This window comes from Polynucleobacter wuianus, from assembly GCF_001659725.1.
In the GTDB taxonomy this organism is placed as follows: Bacteria; Pseudomonadota; Gammaproteobacteria; order Burkholderiales; family Burkholderiaceae; genus Polynucleobacter; species Polynucleobacter wuianus.
Map to the genome: position 1 here is coordinate 2177858 of NZ_CP015922.1, position 22120 is coordinate 2199977.

25 protein-coding genes are annotated in these 22120 nt (G+C 45.3%); 14 read left to right on the top strand and 11 right to left on the bottom strand.

Annotation, left to right across the window (positions count from 1 at the left end; all coding sequences use genetic code 11):
• Positions 1-9: 9 nt before the first annotated feature.
• The 3 genes from gatB to gatC are packed head-to-tail and all read right to left on the bottom strand — an operon-like array spanning position 10 to position 3286.
• On the bottom strand, positions 10-1479 hold the full coding sequence (gene gatB / locus A8O14_RS11200; RefSeq protein ID WP_068949836.1) for an Asp-tRNA(Asn)/Glu-tRNA(Gln) amidotransferase subunit GatB: 1470 nt from the start codon (positions 1477-1479) through the stop codon (positions 10-12).
• The gene (gene gatA / locus A8O14_RS11205) at positions 1479-2996 is read right to left on the bottom strand and encodes an Asp-tRNA(Asn)/Glu-tRNA(Gln) amidotransferase subunit GatA (RefSeq protein ID WP_068949586.1); all 1518 of its coding nucleotides are present in this window, start codon (positions 2994-2996) and stop codon (positions 1479-1481) included. The genes gatB and gatA overlap by 1 nt, the downstream gene beginning before the upstream one ends.
• Positions 2993-3286 carry an Asp-tRNA(Asn)/Glu-tRNA(Gln) amidotransferase subunit GatC gene (gene gatC, locus A8O14_RS11210; RefSeq protein WP_068949587.1) on the bottom strand — a complete coding sequence of 98 codons (294 nt, stop codon included), beginning with the start codon at positions 3284-3286 and terminating at the stop codon, positions 2993-2995. The genes gatA and gatC overlap by 4 nt, the downstream gene beginning before the upstream one ends.
• A gap of 61 nt (positions 3287-3347) precedes the next feature.
• Between gatC and A8O14_RS11215 the strand changes: the two genes are divergently transcribed.
• From A8O14_RS11215 to rodA, 5 genes are read left to right on the top strand one after another with little or no spacing between them, the layout of a single operon-like run.
• Positions 3348-4391, top strand: coding sequence for a rod shape-determining protein (locus A8O14_RS11215; protein WP_068319852.1), 1044 nt, complete (start codon positions 3348-3350; stop codon positions 4389-4391).
• 24 nt (positions 4392-4415) lie between these two features.
• Positions 4416-5354: a rod shape-determining protein MreC gene (mreC, locus tag A8O14_RS11220; protein ID WP_071608687.1), complete on the top strand. Its 939-nt coding sequence runs from the start codon at positions 4416-4418 to the stop codon at positions 5352-5354.
• A complete protein-coding gene (gene mreD, locus A8O14_RS11225) occupies positions 5351-5875 on the top strand; it encodes a rod shape-determining protein MreD (protein WP_068949588.1) in 525 nt (174 codons plus the stop codon). Before mreC ends, mreD begins: the two co-directional genes overlap by 4 nt.
• An 8-nt stretch (positions 5876-5883) precedes the next feature.
• Positions 5884-7791 (top strand): penicillin-binding protein 2, encoded by a 1908-nt coding sequence (gene mrdA / locus A8O14_RS11230; RefSeq protein ID WP_068949589.1) that lies wholly within the window; start codon positions 5884-5886, stop codon positions 7789-7791.
• Positions 7773-8924 (top strand): rod shape-determining protein RodA, encoded by a 1152-nt coding sequence (gene rodA / locus A8O14_RS11235; RefSeq protein WP_068949590.1) that lies wholly within the window; start codon positions 7773-7775, stop codon positions 8922-8924. The genes mrdA and rodA overlap by 19 nt, the downstream gene beginning before the upstream one ends.
• Positions 8925-9010: 86 nt before the next feature.
• On the opposite strand, the gene A8O14_RS11240 is transcribed toward rodA, so the two are convergent.
• Entirely contained in the window at positions 9011-9331 is a 321-nt protein-coding gene (locus A8O14_RS11240) for an HU family DNA-binding protein (RefSeq protein ID WP_011903860.1), read from the bottom strand.
• A gap of 76 nt (positions 9332-9407) precedes the next feature.
• Entirely contained in the window at positions 9408-9773 is a 366-nt protein-coding gene (locus A8O14_RS11245; protein WP_068949591.1) for a hypothetical protein, read from the bottom strand.
• Positions 9774-9924: 151 nt separating this feature from the next.
• On the opposite strand from A8O14_RS11245, the gene A8O14_RS11250 reads away from it, so the two are divergent.
• On the top strand, positions 9925-10827 hold the full coding sequence (locus A8O14_RS11250) for an aspartyl/asparaginyl beta-hydroxylase domain-containing protein (RefSeq protein WP_068949592.1): 903 nt from the start codon (positions 9925-9927) through the stop codon (positions 10825-10827).
• Positions 10828-10840: 13 nt separating this feature from the next.
• Here the strand turns inward: A8O14_RS11250 and A8O14_RS11255 are convergent, their stop codons facing one another.
• Complete coding sequence (locus tag A8O14_RS11255) at positions 10841-11137, bottom strand: DUF167 domain-containing protein (protein ID WP_068949593.1); 297 nt, start codon at positions 11135-11137, stop codon at positions 10841-10843.
• A 22-nt stretch (positions 11138-11159) separates the two neighbouring features.
• Between A8O14_RS11255 and can the strand changes: the two genes are divergently transcribed.
• Genes can through A8O14_RS11275 form a run of 4 tightly spaced genes read left to right on the top strand, consistent with a single transcriptional unit; the run spans position 11160 to position 14932 of the window.
• Positions 11160-11825: a carbonate dehydratase gene (can, locus tag A8O14_RS11260; protein ID WP_068949594.1), complete on the top strand. Its 666-nt coding sequence runs from the start codon at positions 11160-11162 to the stop codon at positions 11823-11825.
• Positions 11826-11832: 7 nt separating this feature from the next.
• Positions 11833-12732: an LpxL/LpxP family acyltransferase gene (locus tag A8O14_RS11265; protein WP_068949595.1), complete on the top strand. Its 900-nt coding sequence runs from the start codon at positions 11833-11835 to the stop codon at positions 12730-12732.
• A gap of 25 nt (positions 12733-12757) precedes the next feature.
• Positions 12758-13510, top strand: a complete 753-nt coding sequence (locus A8O14_RS11270) for a metallophosphoesterase family protein (RefSeq protein ID WP_068949596.1) — start codon at positions 12758-12760, stop codon at positions 13508-13510.
• 3 nt (positions 13511-13513) lie between these two features.
• Positions 13514-14932: a serine/threonine protein kinase gene (locus A8O14_RS11275; protein WP_068949597.1), complete on the top strand. Its 1419-nt coding sequence runs from the start codon at positions 13514-13516 to the stop codon at positions 14930-14932.
• A gap of 3 nt (positions 14933-14935) precedes the next feature.
• Here the strand turns inward: A8O14_RS11275 and A8O14_RS11280 are convergent, their stop codons facing one another.
• Positions 14936-15559 (bottom strand): carboxymuconolactone decarboxylase family protein, encoded by a 624-nt coding sequence (locus tag A8O14_RS11280; protein ID WP_216217829.1) that lies wholly within the window; start codon positions 15557-15559, stop codon positions 14936-14938.
• A 20-nt stretch (positions 15560-15579) separates the two neighbouring features.
• Positions 15580-16908 (bottom strand): dicarboxylate/amino acid:cation symporter, encoded by a 1329-nt coding sequence (locus A8O14_RS11285; RefSeq protein ID WP_068949598.1) that lies wholly within the window; start codon positions 16906-16908, stop codon positions 15580-15582.
• Positions 16909-17008: 100 nt separating this feature from the next.
• On the opposite strand from A8O14_RS11285, the gene A8O14_RS11290 reads away from it, so the two are divergent.
• Together A8O14_RS11290 and A8O14_RS11295 are read left to right on the top strand one after the other, a co-directional pair.
• Positions 17009-17746, top strand: a complete 738-nt coding sequence (locus A8O14_RS11290) for a pseudouridine synthase (RefSeq protein WP_068949839.1) — start codon at positions 17009-17011, stop codon at positions 17744-17746.
• A gap of 116 nt (positions 17747-17862) precedes the next feature.
• Positions 17863-19431, top strand: coding sequence for a peptide chain release factor 3 (locus tag A8O14_RS11295; RefSeq protein ID WP_267127949.1), 1569 nt, complete (start codon positions 17863-17865; stop codon positions 19429-19431).
• A gap of 7 nt (positions 19432-19438) precedes the next feature.
• Here the strand turns inward: A8O14_RS11295 and A8O14_RS11300 are convergent, their stop codons facing one another.
• The 3 genes from A8O14_RS11300 to A8O14_RS11315 form a co-directional block, all read right to left on the bottom strand.
• Positions 19439-19675 (bottom strand): hypothetical protein, encoded by a 237-nt coding sequence (locus A8O14_RS11300; protein ID WP_068949600.1) that lies wholly within the window; start codon positions 19673-19675, stop codon positions 19439-19441.
• Positions 19672-19905 (bottom strand): DUF2798 domain-containing protein, encoded by a 234-nt coding sequence (locus tag A8O14_RS11305; RefSeq protein ID WP_068949601.1) that lies wholly within the window; start codon positions 19903-19905, stop codon positions 19672-19674. Before A8O14_RS11305 ends, A8O14_RS11300 begins: the two co-directional genes overlap by 4 nt.
• Positions 19906-20254: 349 nt before the next feature.
• Positions 20255-21106 carry a DMT family transporter gene (locus tag A8O14_RS11315; RefSeq protein ID WP_082913179.1) on the bottom strand — a complete coding sequence of 284 codons (852 nt, stop codon included), beginning with the start codon at positions 21104-21106 and terminating at the stop codon, positions 20255-20257.
• Positions 21107-21197: 91 nt separating this feature from the next.
• Here A8O14_RS11315 and A8O14_RS11320 point away from each other — a divergent pair, with 91 nt between their 5' ends.
• Positions 21198-21710, top strand: a complete 513-nt coding sequence (locus A8O14_RS11320) for an MOSC domain-containing protein (RefSeq protein WP_228385079.1) — start codon at positions 21198-21200, stop codon at positions 21708-21710.
• The gene (locus A8O14_RS11325) at positions 21703-22098 is read left to right on the top strand and encodes a GNAT family N-acetyltransferase (protein ID WP_068949604.1); all 396 of its coding nucleotides are present in this window, start codon (positions 21703-21705) and stop codon (positions 22096-22098) included. Before A8O14_RS11320 ends, A8O14_RS11325 begins: the two co-directional genes overlap by 8 nt.
• The last annotated feature ends 22 nt before the right edge of the window (positions 22099-22120 follow it).

Consider the following 22120-nt stretch of genomic DNA (forward strand, 5'->3'; position numbering starts at 1 on the left):
AATTCTTTCTTAACTTAATTTCTTGCGCAACAGTTCGTTCACTTGACCAGGATTGGCTTTGCCCTGAGAGGCTTTCATGATTTGGCCCACCAAGGCATTGAACGCTTTCTCTTTGCCTGAGCGGAACTCTTCAACCGATTTCTGGTTAGCCGCGAGGACCTGATCAATGATGGCCTCTAATGCTCCGCTATCACTAATCTGTTTTAAACCTTTAGCCTCAATCACTTGATCAACAGTGCTAATCGTTTTACCCGCAATAGCGTCTTCCCAAAGGGTTGCAAAAATATCTTTGGCAATCTTATTGGAGATCGTACCGTCAGCAACGCGAGTGAGTAATGGCGCTAAATGTTCTGCCTTAAGTGGCGCATCTGCTGTAGCAATACCTGCGCGATTTAAGGAGGATGCGAATTCACCGGCAATTAAATTGGCTGCTGCTTTTGCCAAAGGCTTACCAACAATGGCCAGCAAATCTTCGAATACTTTTGCGGTATCACGGTCCTGAGTTAGCAACTGGGCATCATAGGCGCTCAAGCCATATTCACTTTGCCATTGCTCACGCAACTGGGCAGGCAAAGCCGGCATGCCGCTTCGCACTTGCGCAATCCAAGCATCATCAATAACTACTGGTAAAAGATCAGGATCTGGGAAGTAGCGATAGTCGTTTGCATCTTCTTTGCTACGCATACTGCGTGTTTCTCCGCGATCGGGATCGTAGAGACGCGTTTCTTGAATAACGGCACCGCCATCTTCAATTAACTCAATTTGGCGACGCACCTCATATTGAATTGCCTCTTCCAAAAAGCGGAAAGAGTTCAAGTTCTTAATTTCGCAACGGGTACCAAACTCAGCCTGACCTTTAGGACGAACAGATACGTTGGCATCACAGCGGAAGGACCCTTCTTGCATATTGCCGTCACAAACCCCCAACCAGACTACGAGGGTATGCAGAGCTTTGGCATAAGCCACTGCTTCAGCAGCGCTACGCATCACAGGCTCAGTAACAATCTCCAAGAGTGGAGTGCCAGCCCGATTCAAATCAATGCCGCTAGACGACTCGCCATGAGGGCCAATAAAGTCTTCTTCATGAACGGATTTACCTGCATCTTCTTCCATGTGTGCGCGAGTCAATTCAACCGTCTTAAGCTCATCGCCAACAAGAATTTCTAACTTGCCACCAACCACCACTGGAATTTCCATTTGGCTAATTTGATAGCCCTTTGGTAAATCCGGATAGAAGTAGTTCTTCCGAGCAAAAATACTAGCTGGTGAAATCTTTGCACCAACTGCCAATCCAAAACGAATTGCATGCTCAACCACTTGGCGATTTAATACTGGCAACACACCGGGTAATGCCAAGTCCACGGCACAAGCTTGTGTATTAGGCTCTGCGCCAAAGCGTGTACTTGCACCACTAAAAATCTTGGATTGCGTTTGTAACTGCGCGTGGGTCTCTAGACCAATAATGACTTCCCATTGCATCATGCCACCTCGCCTGCTTGACGCAAATGCCAATCGCTGGCTTGCTGATATTGATGGGCAACTTGTAATAGGCGCGCTTCGGAAAAATAGTTACCGATTAATTGCATACCAATTGGTAAGTTGTTTGTATTAAACCCACAAGGAACACTCATCGCCGGTAATCCAGCCAAGTTTGTTGAAAGCGTATAAATATCTTCCAAATACATTTGCACTGGATCTTTTGATTTCTCGCCCAAGCGCCAGGCCACATCAGGGGCTACAGGCCCAAGGATGACATCGCATTGATTGAATGCCGCCTGAAAATCTGCTGCAATAATGCGACGAATCTTTTGCGCTTGAAGATAGTACGCATCGTAGTAACCGTGACAAAGAACGTAAGTTCCAATCATGATGCGGCGTTTTACTTCTGCACCAAAACCTTCGGTGCGTGACTTCTGATACATATCACCGAGGTCCTTATATTCGCCCGCGCGATGGCCATAACGTACCCCATCAAATCGACTCAAGTTACTCGATGCTTCTGCTGGCGCTAATACATAGTAAACCGGTATCGAGAGCTTCGTTTTAGGAAGACTCACTTCTGCCAACTTAGCGCCTAAACTTTCTAAAACTTTTGCTGCTTCATTCACAGACTTCGCAACATCAGCAGCTAAACCTTCTGCGAAGAATTCCTTGGGCAAACCCACACGTAAACCTTCTAGTGGTTTAGCAGAGTTAGCACTGCCTTCTTGCCAAGATTGATTCAAATAACGACCATAGTCCTCGCCAGAATCTGCGAGAGATGTGGAATCGCGTGGATCATGAGATGACATTGCAGAAAGTAACAATGCACAATCTTCAGCTGTTTTGCCCATAGGGCCTGCTTGGTCTAAAGAGGAGGCGTAAGCGATCATGCCGTAGCGGGAAACGCGCCCATAGGTTGGCTTAATTCCGGTCAGACCGCAAAATGCGGCAGGCTGACGTATCGAACCACCGGTATCAGTACCTGTAGCAATTGGGGCTAAACCTGCTGCTACTGCAGCAGCCGATCCACCAGATGATCCACCAGCAACATGAGCGATATTCCAGGGGTTCAGAACGGGGCCATAGGCTGAGTTCTCATTCGAGGAGCCCATTGCAAACTCATCCATATTGGTCTTGCCAAGACAAACCATTCCAGCGCCATTGGGGTTGCTTTCGTCCGGAATTCCCAAATTGGCAACTACAGTCGCATCAAATGGGCTTTGATATCCAGCCAAGATTTTGGAAGCCGCTGTCGACCTCCAGCCCCGAGTGACAAACACATCTTTGTGCGCAACTGGGATACCAGTCAACTTACCTGCTTTTCCAGAGGAAATCAGAGAGTCTGCTTTATTTGCTTGCTCTAATGTTAAGTGAGCATTCACATCAATAAATGCATTCCACTGCTTTCCAGCCTCAATACGATCTAAAAAGTACTGGGTTAGTTCCTTGCTAGAGACCTCTTTTGCAGCAAGTGCTTTTGCCATTAAAGCGATAGGGGTGTTGTACCAACTCATTCGATCACCCTTGGGACTAGGAAGTAGCCTTCCTGCTGAGCAGGGGCTGATTCCATGTTTTCAGAACGGTGGTTGGACTCGGTGACTTGGTCAGCACGCATAGGCTGAGCCAAATCCCGCAAAAAGAGGATTGGGTGAGCTAAAGGCTCAAGACCCGTTGTATCAACTGCCTGCATTTCCTCCACCAAGGAAAAAATGGCCTGCAATTGAGGCAACACTGCCTCGGCTTCTGCCTGATTTAACTCAAGTCTAGAAAGGTGCGCAATGCGCTGGACATCATCAAGTTTCATGGGGCGCTAGAGTATCATTCCTATATATTTTTATTAACACTTTCTATTTTCCCACTACATCATGTTTGGTTTTTTCCGTAGCTACTTTTCCAATGACCTAGCCATCGACCTAGGAACCGCCAACACCTTAATATATATGCGTGAGCGGGGCATTGTCCTCGACGAACCCTCGGTTGTGGCGATTCGCCAAGAAGGTGGCCCAAATGGCAAAAAGACCATTTTGGCCGTCGGAAAAGAGGCAAAAGCGATGTTGGGTCGTGTTCCAGGCAATATCGAAGCAATTCGCCCTATGAAAGACGGTGTTATTGCTGACTTCACCATCACCGAACAAATGCTCAAGCAATTTATCAAGCTTGTGCATGAAAGCAAATTATTAAAGCCAAGTCCACGCATCATTATTTGCGTTCCTTGTGGATCTACTCAAGTTGAGCGTCGTGCGATTCGTGAATCTGCACTTGGTGCTGGTGCATCACAAGTATTTTTGATTGAAGAACCCATGGCTGCTGCAATTGGTTCAGGCTTACCCGTTTCTGAAGCTGCTGGTTCGATGGTTGTGGATATCGGTGGTGGTACAACTGAAGTTGGCGTGATGTCCTTAGGCGGGATGGTTTACAAAGGTTCTGTTCGTGTTGGTGGCGACAAGTTTGACGAAGCGATTACAAACTACATTCGTCGCAACTACGGCATGTTGATTGGCGAGCAAACTGCTGAGTTGATTAAGAAAACGATTGGCTCTGCATTCCCCGGCGCAGAAGTGCGCGAAATGGAAGTGAAGGGCCGCAATCTCTCTGAAGGTATTCCACGTAGCTTTACCGTTACCAGCAATGAGATCCTTGAAGCATTGACTGATCCATTAAATCAAATCGTGACTGCCGTTAAAGCTGCTCTCGAGCAAATTCCCCCTGAATTGGCATCTGATATTGCTGAGCGCGGCATGATGCTCACAGGCGGCGGCGCCTTATTGCGCGACCTTGATCGCCTCTTGTTAGAAGAGACTGGCTTGCCAATTCATGTTGCAGAAGATCCATTAACTTGCGTGGCTCGGGGCTGCGGAATCGCACTTGAGCGCATGGATAAGTTAGGCGGAGTGTTTTCGCACGAGTAAGCGACCTACACGTCGATCAGGGAATTGCAACATAGCGCTCCACCACTTTTCAGACAGGGCATTCCAGCCTTACTCAAACTGATTGTCTGTCTGTCGATCAGCATCGCTCTGATGCTGATCGATTTTCGCTTTAAAGCACTCGACCCCATCCGCAATAACGTCAATTGGATTTTGCGGCCACTTGAATATGTGATGATGGCTCCGCGCAATGCGTTCGAGGCAATATCAGAATATTTAACAACTCGCTCAACTCTTGATCAAGAGAATCAGGCAATGAAGGTTCGCCAGGTAGAACTCTCTTTGCTAGCAAATCAATCAGAATTCTTGATGGTCGAGAATCAAAACTTGCGTGAGTTAATGGCATTACAAAAACAAGTCCCATTCAAAACTTTGCCAGTTGAAATTCTGTTTAACCCACCTAACCCGATATCGCAGCGGATTGTGATTAACCGTGGAAGCAATTATGGCTTGAAGCTCGGCAATCCTATTGCTAATGACGCAGGCATTCTTGGCCAAGTGGTTCGTCTCTATGAGCGTTCTGCAGAGGCATCCTTGCTAGAGGATCGTGACTTTGCGGTTCCAGTTCAAGTAGCTCGAAATGGCCTAAGGGCAGCCGTTTTTGGGGCTGGGCGCGGAAACCCCCTCGAATTACGCTACCTGCCCGTAGCCAGCGATCTTGAAGTCGGCGATATTTTGCTGACCTCTGGGATTGATGGCGTCTATCCCCCCGGTTTTGCTGTGGCGGTTATTAGCAAAATTGAGCGCAATGCTGACAAAAACTCTTCGAATGTATTTTGTGTGCCTGTGGCGGCAGTAAACCGCTACCGCCAAGCACTCGTATTTTTATACGACCCTCAGTTTGATGCTAAAGCGCCTTCTTCTATTAGCAATAAATCTGCGTCAGGCGCACCTTTGACCAATACACCAGGTCGCCGCCAAACACGTGCGCGAGGAATGCAATGATCGATTTCCAAAGCGGCTACATTCTGCGCCCAGTCAACCCAGTCTTTATTTATTTCAGTTTGTTTTGTGCGCTCCTATTAAATCTCTTGCCAATCGGTAACTATGGATGGGTACCCGACTGGCTGATTCTATGTATTGTGTTTTGGAATATTCATCAGCATCGCTATGTCAACGTAATCACCGCCTTCATTCTTGGTTTGATGATGGATGTGCACAACTCAGATCTATTGGGATTGCACGCGTTTAGTTACTCCTTTGTTGCTTACATCGCGATCTCTTGGCATCGACGTATTGTTGCGCTTACCGTTCTTTCGCAAGCGCTGCATCTGATGCCAATCTTTTTACTAGTCTCTTTATTCCCCGTACTAGTTCACTGGGCATTAAGCGGAGAGCTTTACTGGTGGGCCTTAACGGGTGCCATACAGGCTCTGGTTGAGGCGCTGCTTTGGCCAATTGCAACGCGCATTTTGCTGGCACCTCAACGTCGTCCGATTGACGTTGATCACAATCGTCCACTTTAACCAGTCACATGGTTTCTTTCAAAAAGCCTGACCTCGATTCATTTCAAGAGCGCATTTATATTGCGACTTTATTTGTTACGTTTTGCTTTTTACTTTTGGTTACTCGCTTAGTATGGTTGCAGTTGATCAGCCACGGTAAATATGCATTGCTTGCCGAAAGCAATCGCATCGCATTAGTTCCGGCACCCGCAAATCGTGGATTAATTATCGATCGCAATGGCATCGTGATTGGACGAAATTACTCTGCGCTCACATTGGATGTAAATGCAGAAGAGGTTAAGGGCAACGTAGACCAGCTGATTAATGAACTCTCTGAAATCATCGATATTTCCCCCAGGGATCGCCGCAATTTCAAGCGCTCATTAGAAGACTCCCGCAATATGGGCACTTTTCCCCTGCGGTCGATGCTCAATGAGGCTGAAACTGCCCGTTTTATGGCCAATCGTTATCGATTTCCCGGGGTTGAAATCCGAGCCAGAAGCTTCCGCGAGTACCCCTATAACGAGCTGGCCTCCCACTTAATTGGCTATATCGGGCGAGTTTCTCAACGCGACAAAGAGCGGATGCAGTCTGAAATTGAGAACTCAAAATCTGATGATCCCGATGCATTGCAAGCCTCTTTCTTGCCTGGCATTCAATACGTCGGAAAGATTGGCTTGGAGCAAAGCTATGAAACAGTTTTGCGCGGAGTGCCTGGATACGACCAAGTAGAAATTACTGCCGGCGGTAAACCAGTGCGCACTCTTTCTAGCTCACCATCAGTACCAGGCAAAAATGTGGTGCTCTCGGTTGATATCAAATTGCAATACTTGGTTGAACAGCTCTATGGAAATTTCCGTGGTGCATTTGTTGCAATCGAACCAGAAACTGGCGATGTTCTCGCATTTGTCTCTAAGCCCAATTTCAATCCGAATGATTTTGTGGAAGGCATTGATTCGGCAACGTGGAAAGAGCTGAATGACTCGCCACAAAAGCCTCTATATAACCGCCCACTTAAGGGAATCTATCCTCCAGGCTCTACTTACAAGCCATTCATGGCACTCGCAGCGCTAGAAAACAAAAAACGTACACCTTCGCAAACGATTTCCGATCCTGGCTACTTTGATTTTGGCAATCACACCTTCCGAGATGACAAAAAGGGTGGTCACGGCATTGTTGACATGCAAAAATCAATTGTTGAATCTTGCGATACCTATTACTACATGCTAGCCCGTGACATGGGTGTAAACATGATGCATGACTTTATGAAGCCATTTGGTTTTGGTCAAATTACCGGCATCGATTTACAGGGTGAAGCAAGGGGCGTGCTGCCATCAACCGACTGGAAGAAAAATACTTTCAAAAAACCAGAGCAACAGAAGTGGTACGAAGGAGAAACGATTTCATTAGGGATTGGTCAAGGCTACAACTCCTTCACCATCTTGCAACTCTCACACGCTATGGCTAACCTTGCTAACAATGGCATTGTCATGAAGCCGCATTTAGTAAAGGCAATTGAAGACCCGTTTACTCGCAATAGAGTGCTTACCACCCCAAAAGAGAGCTATCGGATTGATCTTAGCCAAGAAAATATTGAAGTCATCAAAAAGGCCATGGTCGAAGTGAATGTATCTGGTACGTCTGCTACTGCATTTAAAGGTGCAGGATATGTTGCAGGTGGCAAAACCGGAACAGCTCAAGTCTTTAGCTTGAATTCCAAAGATTACAAACATGGAGCAACCGCAGAGTTTTTACGGGACCATGCTTTATATATTGCTTTTGCTCCCGCAGATAAGCCAACCATTGTGATTGCGATGGTTGTAGAAAATGCAGGCTTTGGTGCACAGTATGCTGCACCAATTGCACGCAAAGCATTGGATTACTACATTGAGGGCAAGTGGCCTTCGGAGGTTCCTGAATGGAAAAGAGCCCCATAAAAAAAATCCAGGCCGTCTTCTTTGGTTTTTTTTCTGGCCTAGACCGCCAGCTTGGCCTTATTTTGCTTGGCTTAGTAGCTGTTGGATTTTTTACATTTTTATCTGCAAGTCAAAACACACCCGTACAAATCGCAGATGAGTTACGCAATCTTGCATTGTCATTTGCAGTGATGTGGATTGTGTCTCGCATTCCTCCCAAATGGTTGGAGATGGGTGCTGTTTGGATTTATGGACTGGGCGTTATACTTTTAGTCGCAGTGGCAGTATTTGGATTAATTAAAAAGGGTGCGCGTCGTTGGCTCAACATTGGCGTTGTGATTCAGCCATCAGAGATTATGAAGATCGCCATGCCGCTGATGCTTGCTTGGTACTTTCAAAAACGCGAAGGCATTCAGAAAACTTGGGACTATGCAGTAGCTGGAGTTATTTTGGCTATTCCAGTCTTCTTAATTGCACGTCAACCAGACCTTGGAACGGCGCTCCTTGTTTTTGCTGCGGGCCTCTATGTCATTATCCTGGCGGGCCTGCCTTGGAAATGGATTCTCCCATTTGCAGGGATTGGCGTTATTGGGATTTTGCTCATTATTATTTTTGGCAGCACGATTTGTGCGCATGATATTGCATGGCCTTTTGTTCACGATTATCAAAAACATCGCATCTGTACTTTGCTTGATCCCAGCAGTGATCCTCTAGGCAAAGGCTTTCATACGATTCAATCCATGATCGCCATTGGTTCTGGCGGATTCTTTGGCAAAGGCTGGTTTCAAGGAACCCAAGCGCACCTGGAATTCATCCCAGAAAAACATACCGACTTTGTCTTTGCCGTCTTCTCTGAAGAATTTGGTCTGCTTGGGAACTTAGTATTGCTTGCGCTATTCTTTGCGTTAATTAAACGAGGTCTCGCAATTTCTTCGAGTGCCCCCAATTTGTTTACTCGATTGCTAGGCGCTGCAGTGACGCTCATCTTCTTTACTTATGCTTTTGTAAACATTGGGATGGTAAGCGGCCTACTTCCCGTTGTTGGAGTTCCATTACCATTTATTAGCTATGGTGGCACTGCATTAGTAACCCTTGGGTTTGGTGCTGGAATCCTGATGAGCATTCATCGCCACCGACGCTTGGTGCAAAGCTAAACGATTGCTTTCTGCAATTTAGTTTTAAATTCTGCAGGAAATAAAAAAGCCCGGCATGCCGGGCTTTTTTATCAACAGAGGAAGAATTACTTCTTACGCTTGTTAACTGAATCTTTAAATGCTTTACCAGCAGAAAACTTAACAGTTTTAGCAGCAGCAATTTTGAGTGGCTCGCCAGTTTTTGGATTGCGGCCCATACGTGCAGCACGCTTACCAGATGCGAAAGTACCGAAGCCGATCAGCTGTACTGAATCACCTTTAGTAACAGCTTTGATAATTGTGTCGATAGCAGAATTCAATGCGAATTCAGCTTTAGCTTTGGAAATCTCCGCGTCGTCAGCAATCGCTGCGATTAGTTCGGCTTTGTTCAAGTGAAGCTCCTTATAGATATTGATGTCGGCGCACATTGCGCTTACGTGATTTTAACCACAAAAAATTACAAAAATAAAGCTAGGTCACAACAATTTTTGAAACTATTACAAATTATTCATCTAAAACTTCAATGCCGGAAACAAAATACTCAGTATCCCCAAAACAAGTTGTTGGCAAGCCAATATGCTGATCGTATTTTAGGGCCACTTTTTTTCCTAAGTTAGCATTTATTTTTTGCGCCACAGCATCATCTCGCACCGTAAAGAGGAATTTTTCTGACATAGTTCCAGGCATCGAAACCATCGCTAGTTCGCCCTCCCAAGTTTTGCAAATGTATCCGCGCTTGGAGAATTTTTGTACATAACCAGCTCGTTCACCACTTCCATAGCTCCAAGTAAGCATCAGCCAGGTATAGGCTGAAATGCCTACAAACCCAATTAAAACAAGGCTTAAGAGCCACTTTGTAAACCTATTCATATGATCTTCTCCAGGCTATATCCACATTAACCCTAAGCGGGTGAAAAAATTGATTTGCGTCAAGTATATGAGCATATATAGATAAGAAATAGTCAAATGCGTGCTCACTTCCAAATTAAAATCAGTTCATAACTTTAGATCGGCACGTTGAATGCAAGTTCGTCACATCATCTTTTTTATCTTTGTAATATCCGCAATTTATGTCTATTTCAGGGGTAAGGTGCGTTTTGGTGTAGTGAGATCGCTTACAGACTATCAAGTGCTATTAGCCCCAGTAAATGCACTGCTTTATTTATTCTCTAAAGTAAAAGCAAGCGCATTTATCCCAGTAAGCCAGTTTCCTGACATGCAACCCTTACAAGAAAACTGGGAAATTATTCGTCAAGAAGCGCTCTCCTTAAACGCCGATGGTGCGATTGCTGCCGCTACGGGCTATAACGATATTGGCTTTAATTCCTTCTTTAGAACCGGCTGGAAGCGTTTTCATCTCTATTGGTATGGGAAAGATCTGCCATCAGCTCAAGCAAGCTGCCCCAAAACTGTTGCTATCCTGAAGTCTATTCCATCGATTAAGGCCGCTATGTTTGCCTCCTTGCCCCCTGGAGCAACGCTTGTGCGGCATCGTGACCCCTACGCAGGCTCTCTTCGCTATCACATTGGCCTAGTGACTCCAAACGACCCTAGATGCTTTATTGAGGTTGATGGCGAGCGATATTTTTGGAAAGATGGCGAAGCTGTAATGTTTGATGAAACATATATTCATTTTGCTGCAAATGAAACCGACCATCAGCGCATTGTTTTATTTTGTGATGTTGAGCGTCCCGTTTACACCAGAGCTGTTCAACTCTTTAATCGCTGGTTCGGGCGTTATGTCATGAGTGCCGCCGCATCTCAAAACGTGGCGGGCGAAAAAGTGGGTTTTGTGAATGTCTTATTTACTTACTTTTATCACCTACGCGCTCAGGCAAAAAAGCTTAAAGCCAAGCATCGCTCCATCTATTACATTGGTAAATGGGTCCTTATCTTGGGTATTTTGTGGGCTATCTTTTGGTAAGTGAAAAACGCATTTAGGGCTTAAGCTGTTGAACAATTTGCTCAGGACTAATTGGGCTCCAGATTTCGAGTCGCTTTATTCGACTGTTTTGACCAGAAATAAACTGAATTTGTTTTTGCGGAATTTTTAACTGCTTAGATAACCAGGCAAGCAAAAACTCATTCGCCCTATTTTCTATGGCCGGCGCTTGCAAGGAAATCTTTAGGCAGCCGTCATGTAATCCAACCACCTTGGTTTGCTTGGCGCCAGGCTGGCAATGGAGATTGAGGACAATTCCAGTGGGGGTTTGTTTTAACCAAATAGGTGTCATTAAAGTACTTTAAACTTAAACAATGCCATACAAAAATTCCCAAGCCTTAGATCAGCTATTTGCCAATAATCGAGAGTGGGCAGAAGGCATGGTGGCCAAGGATCCTGATTTCTTTAAACGTTTAGTTAACCAGCAGGCGCCTCAATACCTTTGGATTGGTTGCGCAGACAGTCGCGTACCAGCAAATGATATTGTGAATTTATTGCCAGGCGAACTCTTTGTTCATCGTAATGTTGCAAACGTGGTGGTTCACACCGATCTCAATTGTTTATCAGTGATTCAGTTTGCAATTGACTTGCTAAAAGTGAAACATATTTTGGTAGTCGGTCACTATGGCTGTGCCGGTGTTCATGCTGCACTGAGCGATAGACGCGTTGGTCTTGCGGATAACTGGCTACGTCACGTAAAAGATGTTCATCAAAAGCACGAACGTTATTTGGGGGATGCAATTCCTACAGCAAAACGTCAAGATCGCTTGTGCGATCTTAATGTCATTGAACAAGTTGTGAACGTTTGCGAAACAACAATTGTTCAAGATGCATGGGCAAGAGGACAAGATCTGACAGTTCATGGCTGGGCATATCGCCTAGATACTGGTCTAGTAAATGATTTGGGCATGTCCAGCAGCTCAACAGAAGAGATGCTCGAACGCTACGCAAAAACCATCAAACGCTACGACTCAAAGTAAATTTCGTGTGCTGAAATCTATTGCTAATTATGCAGGGGTAGTTTTTCTTAAACTTCTGTCACTCTTACCCTACAAGCTTTTGGTGTCGATTGGATATGGCCTAGGGTTTATCGCTGCCAGATTATCGGGTGACCGAAATCGCGTTGTCAAAACGAATCTCCAATTGTGCTTTCCCAATCTCAATGAAAATGAAATTAATAGACTTAGCAAGAAACACTGGCGCTTGCTGGGTCGTAGTCTAGTTGAAAAAAGTATCATTTGGCTTGGAAGCGAAAAACAATTAAGCCAAATGATTGAAGTGAAATCTGCTGTTGATCTTACTAATCGCAAGCCACGCATTTTGGTCAATATGCATTTCACAGGAATTGAGGGCAGCATTATTCTGAGTGCCCTTGCAAAAAAAATGGGCTGGCCTCGTACTTCAGGATTTTTCCAAAGAATGAAAAATCCATTTTTTAATCGCAAGATTATTGAATGGCGCAACCGCTTTGGGGGCAACTCTATTGATCGCCAAGGTAATGCCAAAGCAATTATTCGTGAAATTAAAAATGGTGATTTCATCATCATTGCGCCCGATATTGATTTGGGATTAAAAGACTCTGAATTCGTTCCCTTCTTCGGAATTGAAACAAATACGATTACCACCATCTCTCGCTTAGCAAGTATTACTGGCGCTGATGTTTGCATGATGCTCACCACACTCAAAGATGATGGGTCCGGGTATGTCTGTGAAATTAGCAAGCCCTTAGATAATTTTCCAGGAAACAATGCAAAGTCAGATACCGCTCGACTCAATGCGCTTTTTGAAAAAGAAATTCGCCTTCGTCCGGCCGAATATTATTGGGTGCATAAACGCTTCAAAAATCGCCCCAATCACGAGGCAAATCCCTATAACCCTTCTATCTAAAGGACTTTTGTCCTATCATTAGAGGATGTCAGAGCGTATTGGGCTATTTGCCGATCTCCACAGTAATTTAGAGGCTTTTGAAGCCTGCATTAGTAAAGCAGAAGAGCTGGGGGTCACTCGCATGGCCTTTTTGGGAGATCTTGTTGGATACAACGCGGATCCTGCGGCTCTCATTGAGCGCATTGCGTATTTAGTTGAATCCAAGAAAGCAATTGCCGTCCTCGGCAATCATGATGAGGCTGTCTTTAAAGACTGTTGCAATCAAATGAATGCCAGCGCTAATGCTGCGATCGAATGGACCAAGACTCAGCTAAATAATGGCCATGTGGAGTTTCTGAAAAATCTACCGTTGATGGTTAATGAAGAAAAAATATGTTTTGTCCATGCCTCTGCACATAATCCCAGCGACTGGAACTATGTCACTGATAGTATGAGCGCATGGCGTTGTGCACAAAGCTCAGGCAAAAGCTATACCTTTGTTGGTCACGCTCATGAGCAAGCGCTGTTTTATCAAAGCGCTGTTGGTAAATTAATTCGCTTTGCGCCACATCCTGGCGATGAAATTCCTGTACTACAACATCGCCAATGGGTCAGTGTCGTTGGCTCTCTAGGGCAGCCACGAGATGGCAATCCTGAAGCCTGTTTTGCCATCTTTGAACCTGAAAGTGAAGTGCTTACTTTCCACCGCGTAGCCTACGACCATTTTTCTGCTGCTGAGAAAGTGCGTCGCGCCGGCTTACCAGAAGACCTAGCGAATCGCCTGCTTACCGGTAAATAATGAATGCCCATTAATACTGATATTCAAGCAGTAGACGACATCTTCCAAGAGGGGAAAGTTGTTGATGGCTTTGTATTGGGCAAAGAAGTGCATCGCGGCGGTATGGCGAGCCTTTTCTCAGCAACTAAAGAAGGAATTGATGTCCCGATTCTTTTAAAGATTCCTCGCGTTGGCAGAGATCAGCCAGTTGAAAGTCTGATTGGGTTTGAAACAGAACTCACCATTTTGCGCGCCCTCAAAAGCCCTTATGTTCCAAAATTTTTAGGTGCAGGCAATATGGCCACACGCCCCTATATTGCAATGGAACGTGTAGAAGGACGACCACTCGAAGACCTCATCAAGGAAGGTAAAGTCTTCACGATTGATGAGGTAGTTCGGATTGGTGCTGACCTTGCCCAGGCGGTCCAATCACTGCACTCACAAGATGCCATTCACCTAGATATCAAACCAGAGAATATTCTGATTGATGACAAAGGTAAGTTAACACTAATTGATTTTGGTTTATCGCATCATGCTCGGTACCCTGACTTGCTTGCTGAAGAAATGCGCAAGGGTGTTGGATCTGCCCCATACATTTCTCCAGAGCAAGTCGCTGGCATTCGATCGGATTCGCGTAGCGACATTTATTCCATCGGCGTCATCATGTATGAATTGCTAACTGGCGAGCTGCCTTTTGGCAACCCTCAAACCATGAGTGGTCTCAGAAGGCGTATGTGGGCAGAACCATTTCCTCCGCGCGCAATTCGCCGAGAAATTCCTCGGTGGTTGCAAGAAGTGATTCTCAGATGTCTAGAGCCGCGCGCTGCCGATCGCTATCAAAGCGCTGCACGTTTGCGCCAAGTATTACGAGATCCTGAGGGTGTAACACTAACTGAGCGTGCCGATAGAGTAGAGCCACCAAGCTTTTGGGAGAATCTCAAAGGTCTATTTAAGGCGGTGGGCTATGAGCCATCACCAAGCCCAAGACCAAGCATGGGCAATTACGATGCACCGCTCATGATGGCCGCGATTGATACCCGCCAATCAGATGAAGGCTTGCGCGAACGCATGCAACTAACTGCAAAGAATTTATTGTTAGCCTATCCAGAGAGTCGCTTGGTTTGCATCAGCACCATTGCGAGCACGCCAACTTATGAAGGTAAGCACGAGAGTGAAACTGCCAGCGGTATTGTGCGTGGCCACTTAGTACAACTTATGGATTGGGCGAAGCCGCTTAAGCTTCCGCCAGAAAGAATTTCGTATCACGTGCTCGAAGCGATGGATCCGGCATCACGGATTGTCGAGTTTGCCAAAGACAATGATGCATCGCTTATTTTGATTGGGGCTTCACACAAGCTCCCCAATAAAGTTACGCCCTGGCGAACCTCAATGACAAAAATTGTCGAAGAGGCGCCTTGTAGCGTTCATATTGTGCGAACTTAACTGTTACTCATGAAAACGCGGTAGACGCTCTGCGCCTGCTGGTATTTGATACTTAGCCATATTCATCTCCATGGCTAAAAAGGTGTAATAGCCCGCAATACCCGCCAAATCAATTGCTCCTTTTTTACCAAAACGCTTTTCTGTTTTAGCAAACGTCACATCCGAGACACGCTTATAGCGTTGTAACTCAATAGTGAAGTCATAAACAATCGATTCATCTTCACTCATGTCCTCAGGCCTTCTGCCTTCTTTTAAAGCCTCTGCAATTGCAGGCCTTAATCCTGCCTTAATGGCAATCGGATAGTGCACATACCACTCATAATCCTGAGTCCACTCACGTGCAGTAATCAAAATAGCAAACTCACTCAGCAGACTATTAAATGCGGAGTTGTAGCGAAGATAGTCGCCCATAGCACGAGCATTGTTCATGAGTTGTGGACTATGCATTAGCATTGCAAAAGGGCCCCATGGGGCTTTCTTGCGCGCCGCTTCAAATTCTTGTACAGCCTGCTTTTGCTCTGCGGTGTATTGATCTATTGGAATTTCTGGAAGGCGTGTTTGAGCAAAAACCAATTTACTTAATGTCAGTGTTGCAATTAGCAACAAGCAAATTTGCTTTATTTTCACTGCGCCCCCAGATAAATGACTTACTTCATCTTCTCTTGTTTCTCATCCAGAATCAGCTCTGGATCTTGAGCCTCAATCCAATTATCTTTATTGAGAACTTCGGTTAACTGTTTTTTATCCAATTCACCGGTAAATCGAGCAACCACAATCGTGGCCACGCCATTACCAACTAAATTCGTTAATGCGCGCGCTTCTGACATAAAGCGGTCAATACCCAAGATAATTGCTAGACCCGCAACAGGAACGTTACCAACTGCAGATAATGTGGCAGCCAAAACAATAAAGCCGCTTCCAGTAATACCTGCAGCCCCCTTGGAAGTTAACAACAAGACTAGCAATAACGTGATTTGCTGCATGATTGTCATCGGAGTATCCGTTGCTTGCGCAATAAACACTGCGGCCATTGTTAGGTAGATTGATGTGCCATCTAAATTAAATGAGTAGCCAGTTGGTATCACTAAACCTACACAGCTTTTCTTGACGCCTAACAGCTCCATTTTTTCCATCATGCGTGGCAAAACAGATTCTGAAGAAGAGGTGCCTAAAACAATTAAGAGCTCTTCTTTGATGTAGCGCACAAATTTAAAGATGCTAAAGCCGTTGATTCGCGCAATGATGCCCAGCACTACGAAGACGAAAAGCAAGCAAGTGATGTAAAAGGTCCCCATCAATTTGCCCAGGGAAAATAAGGAGCCCACGCCGTACTTACCAATCGTAAATGCCATCGCGCCAAAAGCACCAATCGGTGCGAATTTCATGATGATGCCAATAATGTCGAACAAGACGTGTGATAATTTTTCGATTAAATCAAATACCAAAGTACCGCGCCCACCAAAGCGATGCAATGCAAATCCAAATAAGACCGCAATGAACAGCACTTGTAAAATTTCACCTTTGGCAAATGCATCCACTGCTGTACTTGGAATAATGTTTAGCAAAAACTCGGTTGTAGTACCCATTTTTCCTGGGCCGGTATAAGCAGCAATGCCTTTGGTATCCAAGCTGGCCGGATCAATGTTCATGCCTGCACCAGGCTGTAACACGTTCACGACAATCAGACCAACGATTAGAGCAATCGTACTGACGATTTCAAAATAGAGAAGTGCAATACCGCCAGTTTTGCCAACCTTCTTCATATCTTCCATACCAGCAATGCCGACCACTACCGTACAAAAGATGATTGGTGCGATCAGCATCTTGATGCCTTTGATGAAGGCATCTCCAAAGGGTTTCATTTCCGTTCCTAGGGATGGGTACAAATGACCCAGCAAAACACCTAGGACAACGGCAACAAGCACCTGAAAGTAAAGGATTTTATAGATTGGTGGCTTTTTTAAAGTAACTGTCATTGCATCTTCCTTTATTAGGCTTTCAGTAATACTGTAGTGTAGTCAATCTGAAATGGTGCTCCGCACCATGTGCACTCGGGCTTTATCGGATAATGCAGTGATGGAAGAAAAAGTTCGTGTTTCTAAATTGCTATCTGAGTTGGGTCTATGTTCAAGACGTGAGGCCGACTCTTATATTGAGCAGGGCTTAGTCACCGTTGATGGTGAAGTAGTTAATGAGCTTGGGGTTAGAGCCTATCGCCATCAAAAGATTGAATTGCAATCAGGCGCTAAAGCACAACAAGCATCACGCATTACCGTCATCCTCAATAAACCAGTAGGCTATATATCGCATTACGATGACGAACAAGAATATCAACCAGCTGCATCATTAATTACCCCTGACAATTACTTTGCTAGCCACCTCGATAAGGGCAGAAACCCCCGCTTTAACACCAAGGGACTGGCGCCCGCAGGTCGATTGGACATTGACTCTACTGGCTTGCTTGTCTTAACCCAAGACGGGCGCATCGCTAAACTTCTCATCGGTGAAAACAGTCCGATTGAAAAGGAATATTTAGTCCGCGTTGAAGGCGCGCTCTCTTTTGAAGATTTAGATCGCCTCAAACATGGCCTCTCCTTAGATGGAGTTGTACTTAAACAAGCACAGGTAAGTTGGCAGAATGAGGATCAATTACGGTTCGTGCTGCGCGAAGGTCGCAAGCGTCAAATACGTCGCATGTGCGAAATGGTAGGACTAAAAGTTTTGGGCTTAAAACGCGTCAGAATGGGTCGCATCTCTTTGGGACCACTACCGCCTGGCCAATGGCGATTTCTAAGGCCAGAAGAGCAGTTCTAAAAGGCTCGGACGCTTATAATTGCGTCCGTACTTAGATTAACCAGCGCAGACTTACCATCGATACCACCGCCTCCAGCACTCCAGCCGCAGAAGTACTTAGACGTCGCAGCTTTGCCATCATCTCTCACCCAGATGCGGGTAAAACGACCCTGACTGAAAAACTGTTGCTGTACGCTGGTGCAATTCAGATTGCGGGTAGCGTTAAAGCACGCAAAGCCAGTAGACATGCAACCTCTGACTGGATGGAAATTGAAAAGCAGCGCGGCATCTCGGTAGCCAGTTCTGTAATGCAGATGGAATATCGCGACTGCATTATTAACTTGCTTGATACCCCAGGACACCAAGACTTCTCTGAAGATACTTATCGTGTATTAACTGCAGTTGACTCCGCCTTGATGGTGATCGATGCGGCGAACGGCGTTGAATCACAAACCTTAAGGCTCTTAGAAGTTTGTCGTGCGCGCAATACACCTATCGTCACATTCATTAATAAGATGGATCGTGAGGTAAAGCCGCCTATGGAGTTAATGGATGAAATTGAATCTGCACTTGGAATTGAAGTTGTGCCATTTACATGGCCCGTGGGCATGGGCAAATCTTTTGCTGGCGTGATCGATATTGCCAACATGCGAATGCGGATGTTTAAGGCTGGTGAGGATCGTGTAACCGAAGATTCACATGTGGTGGTGGACGTTAATGATCCCACCTTAAAAGAGCGCCTCGGTATAGACTTAGAAAATGCATTAGCAGAAGTTGAGCTCATCAAAGAGGCAATGCCAGTATTTGATCGTGAGGCATTTTTAGCGGGGCGCCAGTCGCCAGTTTTCTTTGGCTCAGCGATTAATAATTTTGGTGTGCGAGAAATTCTGAATACCTTGGTTGAACTGGCACCATCTCCTGGTTCGCGTAAAGCATTACAACGCGAAGTCAGTCCTGCTGAAAATAAATTCTCAGCAGTGGTTTTCAAAATTCAGGCAAATATGGATCCGGCACATCGTGACCGCGTGGCATTTTTACGCATCTGCTCAGGGCACTTTCAGCGCGGTATGAAACTAAAGATATGTCGTAATGGCAAAGAGGTCCGCACTAACAACGCTCTGTCATTCCTGTCGCAGCGCCGTGACATTCTGGATGAGGCCTTTCCAGGTGACATTATTGGCCTACCAAATCATGGCCTGCTGCGCTTGGGCGACACGCTGACTGAGGGTGAGCAGTTGCAATTTACTGGCTTGCCATTTTTCGCCCCTGAAATTTTCCGCATGGTTGAATCCGCAGATCCTCTGCGCTCTAAGCAATTAAGAACAGGTCTCATGCAACTTGGAGAAGAAGGTGCTATTCAAGTATTTAGGCCTATGGCTGGCGGTACGATGCTGCTAGGCGCCTTCGGACAATTGCAATTTGAAGTTGTAAGCCACCGTCTTCAGACTGAATATGGCGCTGAAGTCCGCCTACTTCCAGCCCGCTATAGCCTAGCCCGCTGGGTCAGCTCAGATGATCCTGTGGCATTGAAAAAATTTACACAAGAAAATATTCACCGAATGGCCGAAGACGTTGTTGGCGCTTCAGTATTTTTGGGCTCTCATAAATCAGAATTAGATGTTGCTCAGCAGCGCTGGGAATCCATACAATTCCATGCACTCAGGGAGCATGCTGGTCTGATTTATCAATCAGATCTCGCTGGCTAATAACAATTTATTGGCGGGCGAAGTTACAGTTAAATACTGCTACCAAAGAGGAGTCGGTGCTTTTAAAAGAAGCTGTCTTGCCATATTGCGCGCAATAAGCATTTGCTTTTTGAGTTAGCTGCTCGATCGACTCGCCGCTACTATTTAAAAACGTGACATGATTGGCATCAGATGCATCCGTATAGACTGCGGTACAGGCTATTAATATAAGGCCGCAGGCTGCAAATAATAAGAGTGTTTTCACTTTGATCCTTTTAATTTCTCAATGATCGCTGCAGTGACCTTGGTCGCAAATGGTCTGTAGATCAGGATGCAAATAATAGCCACAGGGTAAGCAACGGACCAAATCTCAAACCAGACTGCAAAAAAATTATCTGCGGGTCCAATTCGCACAAAAGTGGTCGCCAGGGTAATGCTCGATGACATTAAAAAGCCCATCACTAGGGAAAAGATAAAACTAGGAAGATTCATCATCCCTCAATCATAGCGCCTGAGCTTTTTAACTGTTATGCTGAATCGTGGTCACTATCTCGCGCCCTACATAGGGGAATCTTCCGGACAACACTCCTAGATTCATCACTCCTTCACCCTAGGAATCAGAATGGCTGTAGGCCAAAATCAAAAGAACAGAAAAAACGACCCTATGCTCACAAAAACAGGCAAAACACGCCTTGGGCCCCTTAACCCAGCTCAGCTCACCAAGCTCATGGAAAGCAGTACGAAACCAAAAGAGAAAAGCAAAATTTTGCGAGCGCTCAACAAAATACAAGTGGTTCCAGCATAAATACTCAGCCCCGTTTATCGGGGCTTTTTTATCTACAACTTAATTACGCTTCACCAACATTTTTTTACTCAAGATTACAGTCGATACGACTAAGAAAGCAAACACCATATTCATTACAGTAAGGTGATCGCCTAAGAAAATGCTGGCGGCCAATAAAGTACAAAATGGTTGAATTAGCTGTACCTGGCTAACCCGTGCAATTCCCCCAATCGCTAGACCTTCGTACCAAAAGAAAAATCCCAAAAACATCGGAAATATACTTAAGTAAACAAAACTGGTCCATGCAACAAGATCCGCATTCCAATATTCGGCATTAAATGTGAGATAGGACATCACGATATTGATCGGCAATGAAATGACTAAAGCCCAAGAAATCACTGCGCGGGGATTCATCTTGCGAGACAGTTCACCACCCTCAACATAACCAATGCAAGCACAAATACCACCAAGTACTAAGAGTCCATCAATATGAGTAAAGCTACCAGCATTTTTGAGGAGCGCATAAAGAACCACTAAGGCAGCGCCCAATAAAGAAACCAGCCAAAAACCCAGTGAAGGCCGCTCTTTAAAGCGAAGCACACCAATGACCGTCGTGGCTAATGGCATCATTCCCAAAATAACAGCGCCATGAGATGAAGAACCCTCCTTCATAGCAACCGTTGTAAAAATTGGAAAGCCAAAAACAACGCCCAGTGCAATCACAGCAAATTTTGCAAGGTCTGTTTTGCTGGGCAAAGGTGATTGGGTGAAAAGCAAATAGGCTAAGGCAACCATACCTGCCAAAAGAGCTCTACCAAATGCAATAAAGTAAGGATCAAAGCTTAAAACAGCGACCTTACTGACAGGTAAAGTTAAGCTAAATATGAGAATGCCGATAAATCCAATCAACATTCCCTTGCTCTCTCTATTCACTTTTACCTTTTGTAAATTATTCAAACCATTGTATTAATAAAGCTGGGTTGATGGGCTGTAATATACAAAGATGATCAAACCCTGTGCCCATATTCAAGCTATTTATATCGCTCCTAAGGCTGGAGCAGCAATGGCCTCTGTTAGGCATGTAGAGTTGATTAAGGAAGGCATTCAAGGCGATCGCTATGCTATTGGCACTGGAGCTTACTCAAAAGTCATTCCCGCCAAGATCCGTCATATTAGTCTCATTACACAAGCCGGCATTAATACTTCCAACGAATCACTGATGGCAAGCGGCGAGCCAACCTTTACAGCCGCTCAAACCCGTAGGAATATTGTGATTGCCAATATGAGTGCCAATGAACTCAATGCTCTGGTGGATCGCACGTTTAAATTAGGCAATCTAAACTTTAAAGGCGTGGAGTTATGTGCCCCATGCCAAAGACCTGCTCAACTACTAAAAAAGCAAAACTTTTTGGATGCGTTTGAAGGTCGTGGTGGCTTGCGTGCAGAAATATTACAAATTGGCAACATCTCCGTTGGAGATGAATTACATTTTGATTCTGGGGAAACCGATGATTAGCTACCACGATGATGCAATCATTAGTGCTGAACAAGCAATTGATCTTTATACACGCTCTACTCTTGGGGAGCGTCGCCCCATTCATAACACAGAAACTTTTGAGGCCATGCTTAAAAACGCTAACCTCACTATAACGGCATGGGATGGAGATAAGCTTATAGGCATTTCACGAACGTTAACTGACTTTGCCTATGTTGCCTATCTTGCTGACTTGGCTGTAGATCAAGTCTATCAACGTTCGGGTATTGGGAAAAAGCTGATTTCTGAAACACAATCTCGACTTGGCTCGGATTGCATGATTGTTCTTTTGGCTGCGCCCAAGGCAAATGATTACTACAAACACATTGGCTTTGAACACAATCCTCGAGCTTGGACGCTCAAAAAATAACAGCGACACATTGAGCCTTATC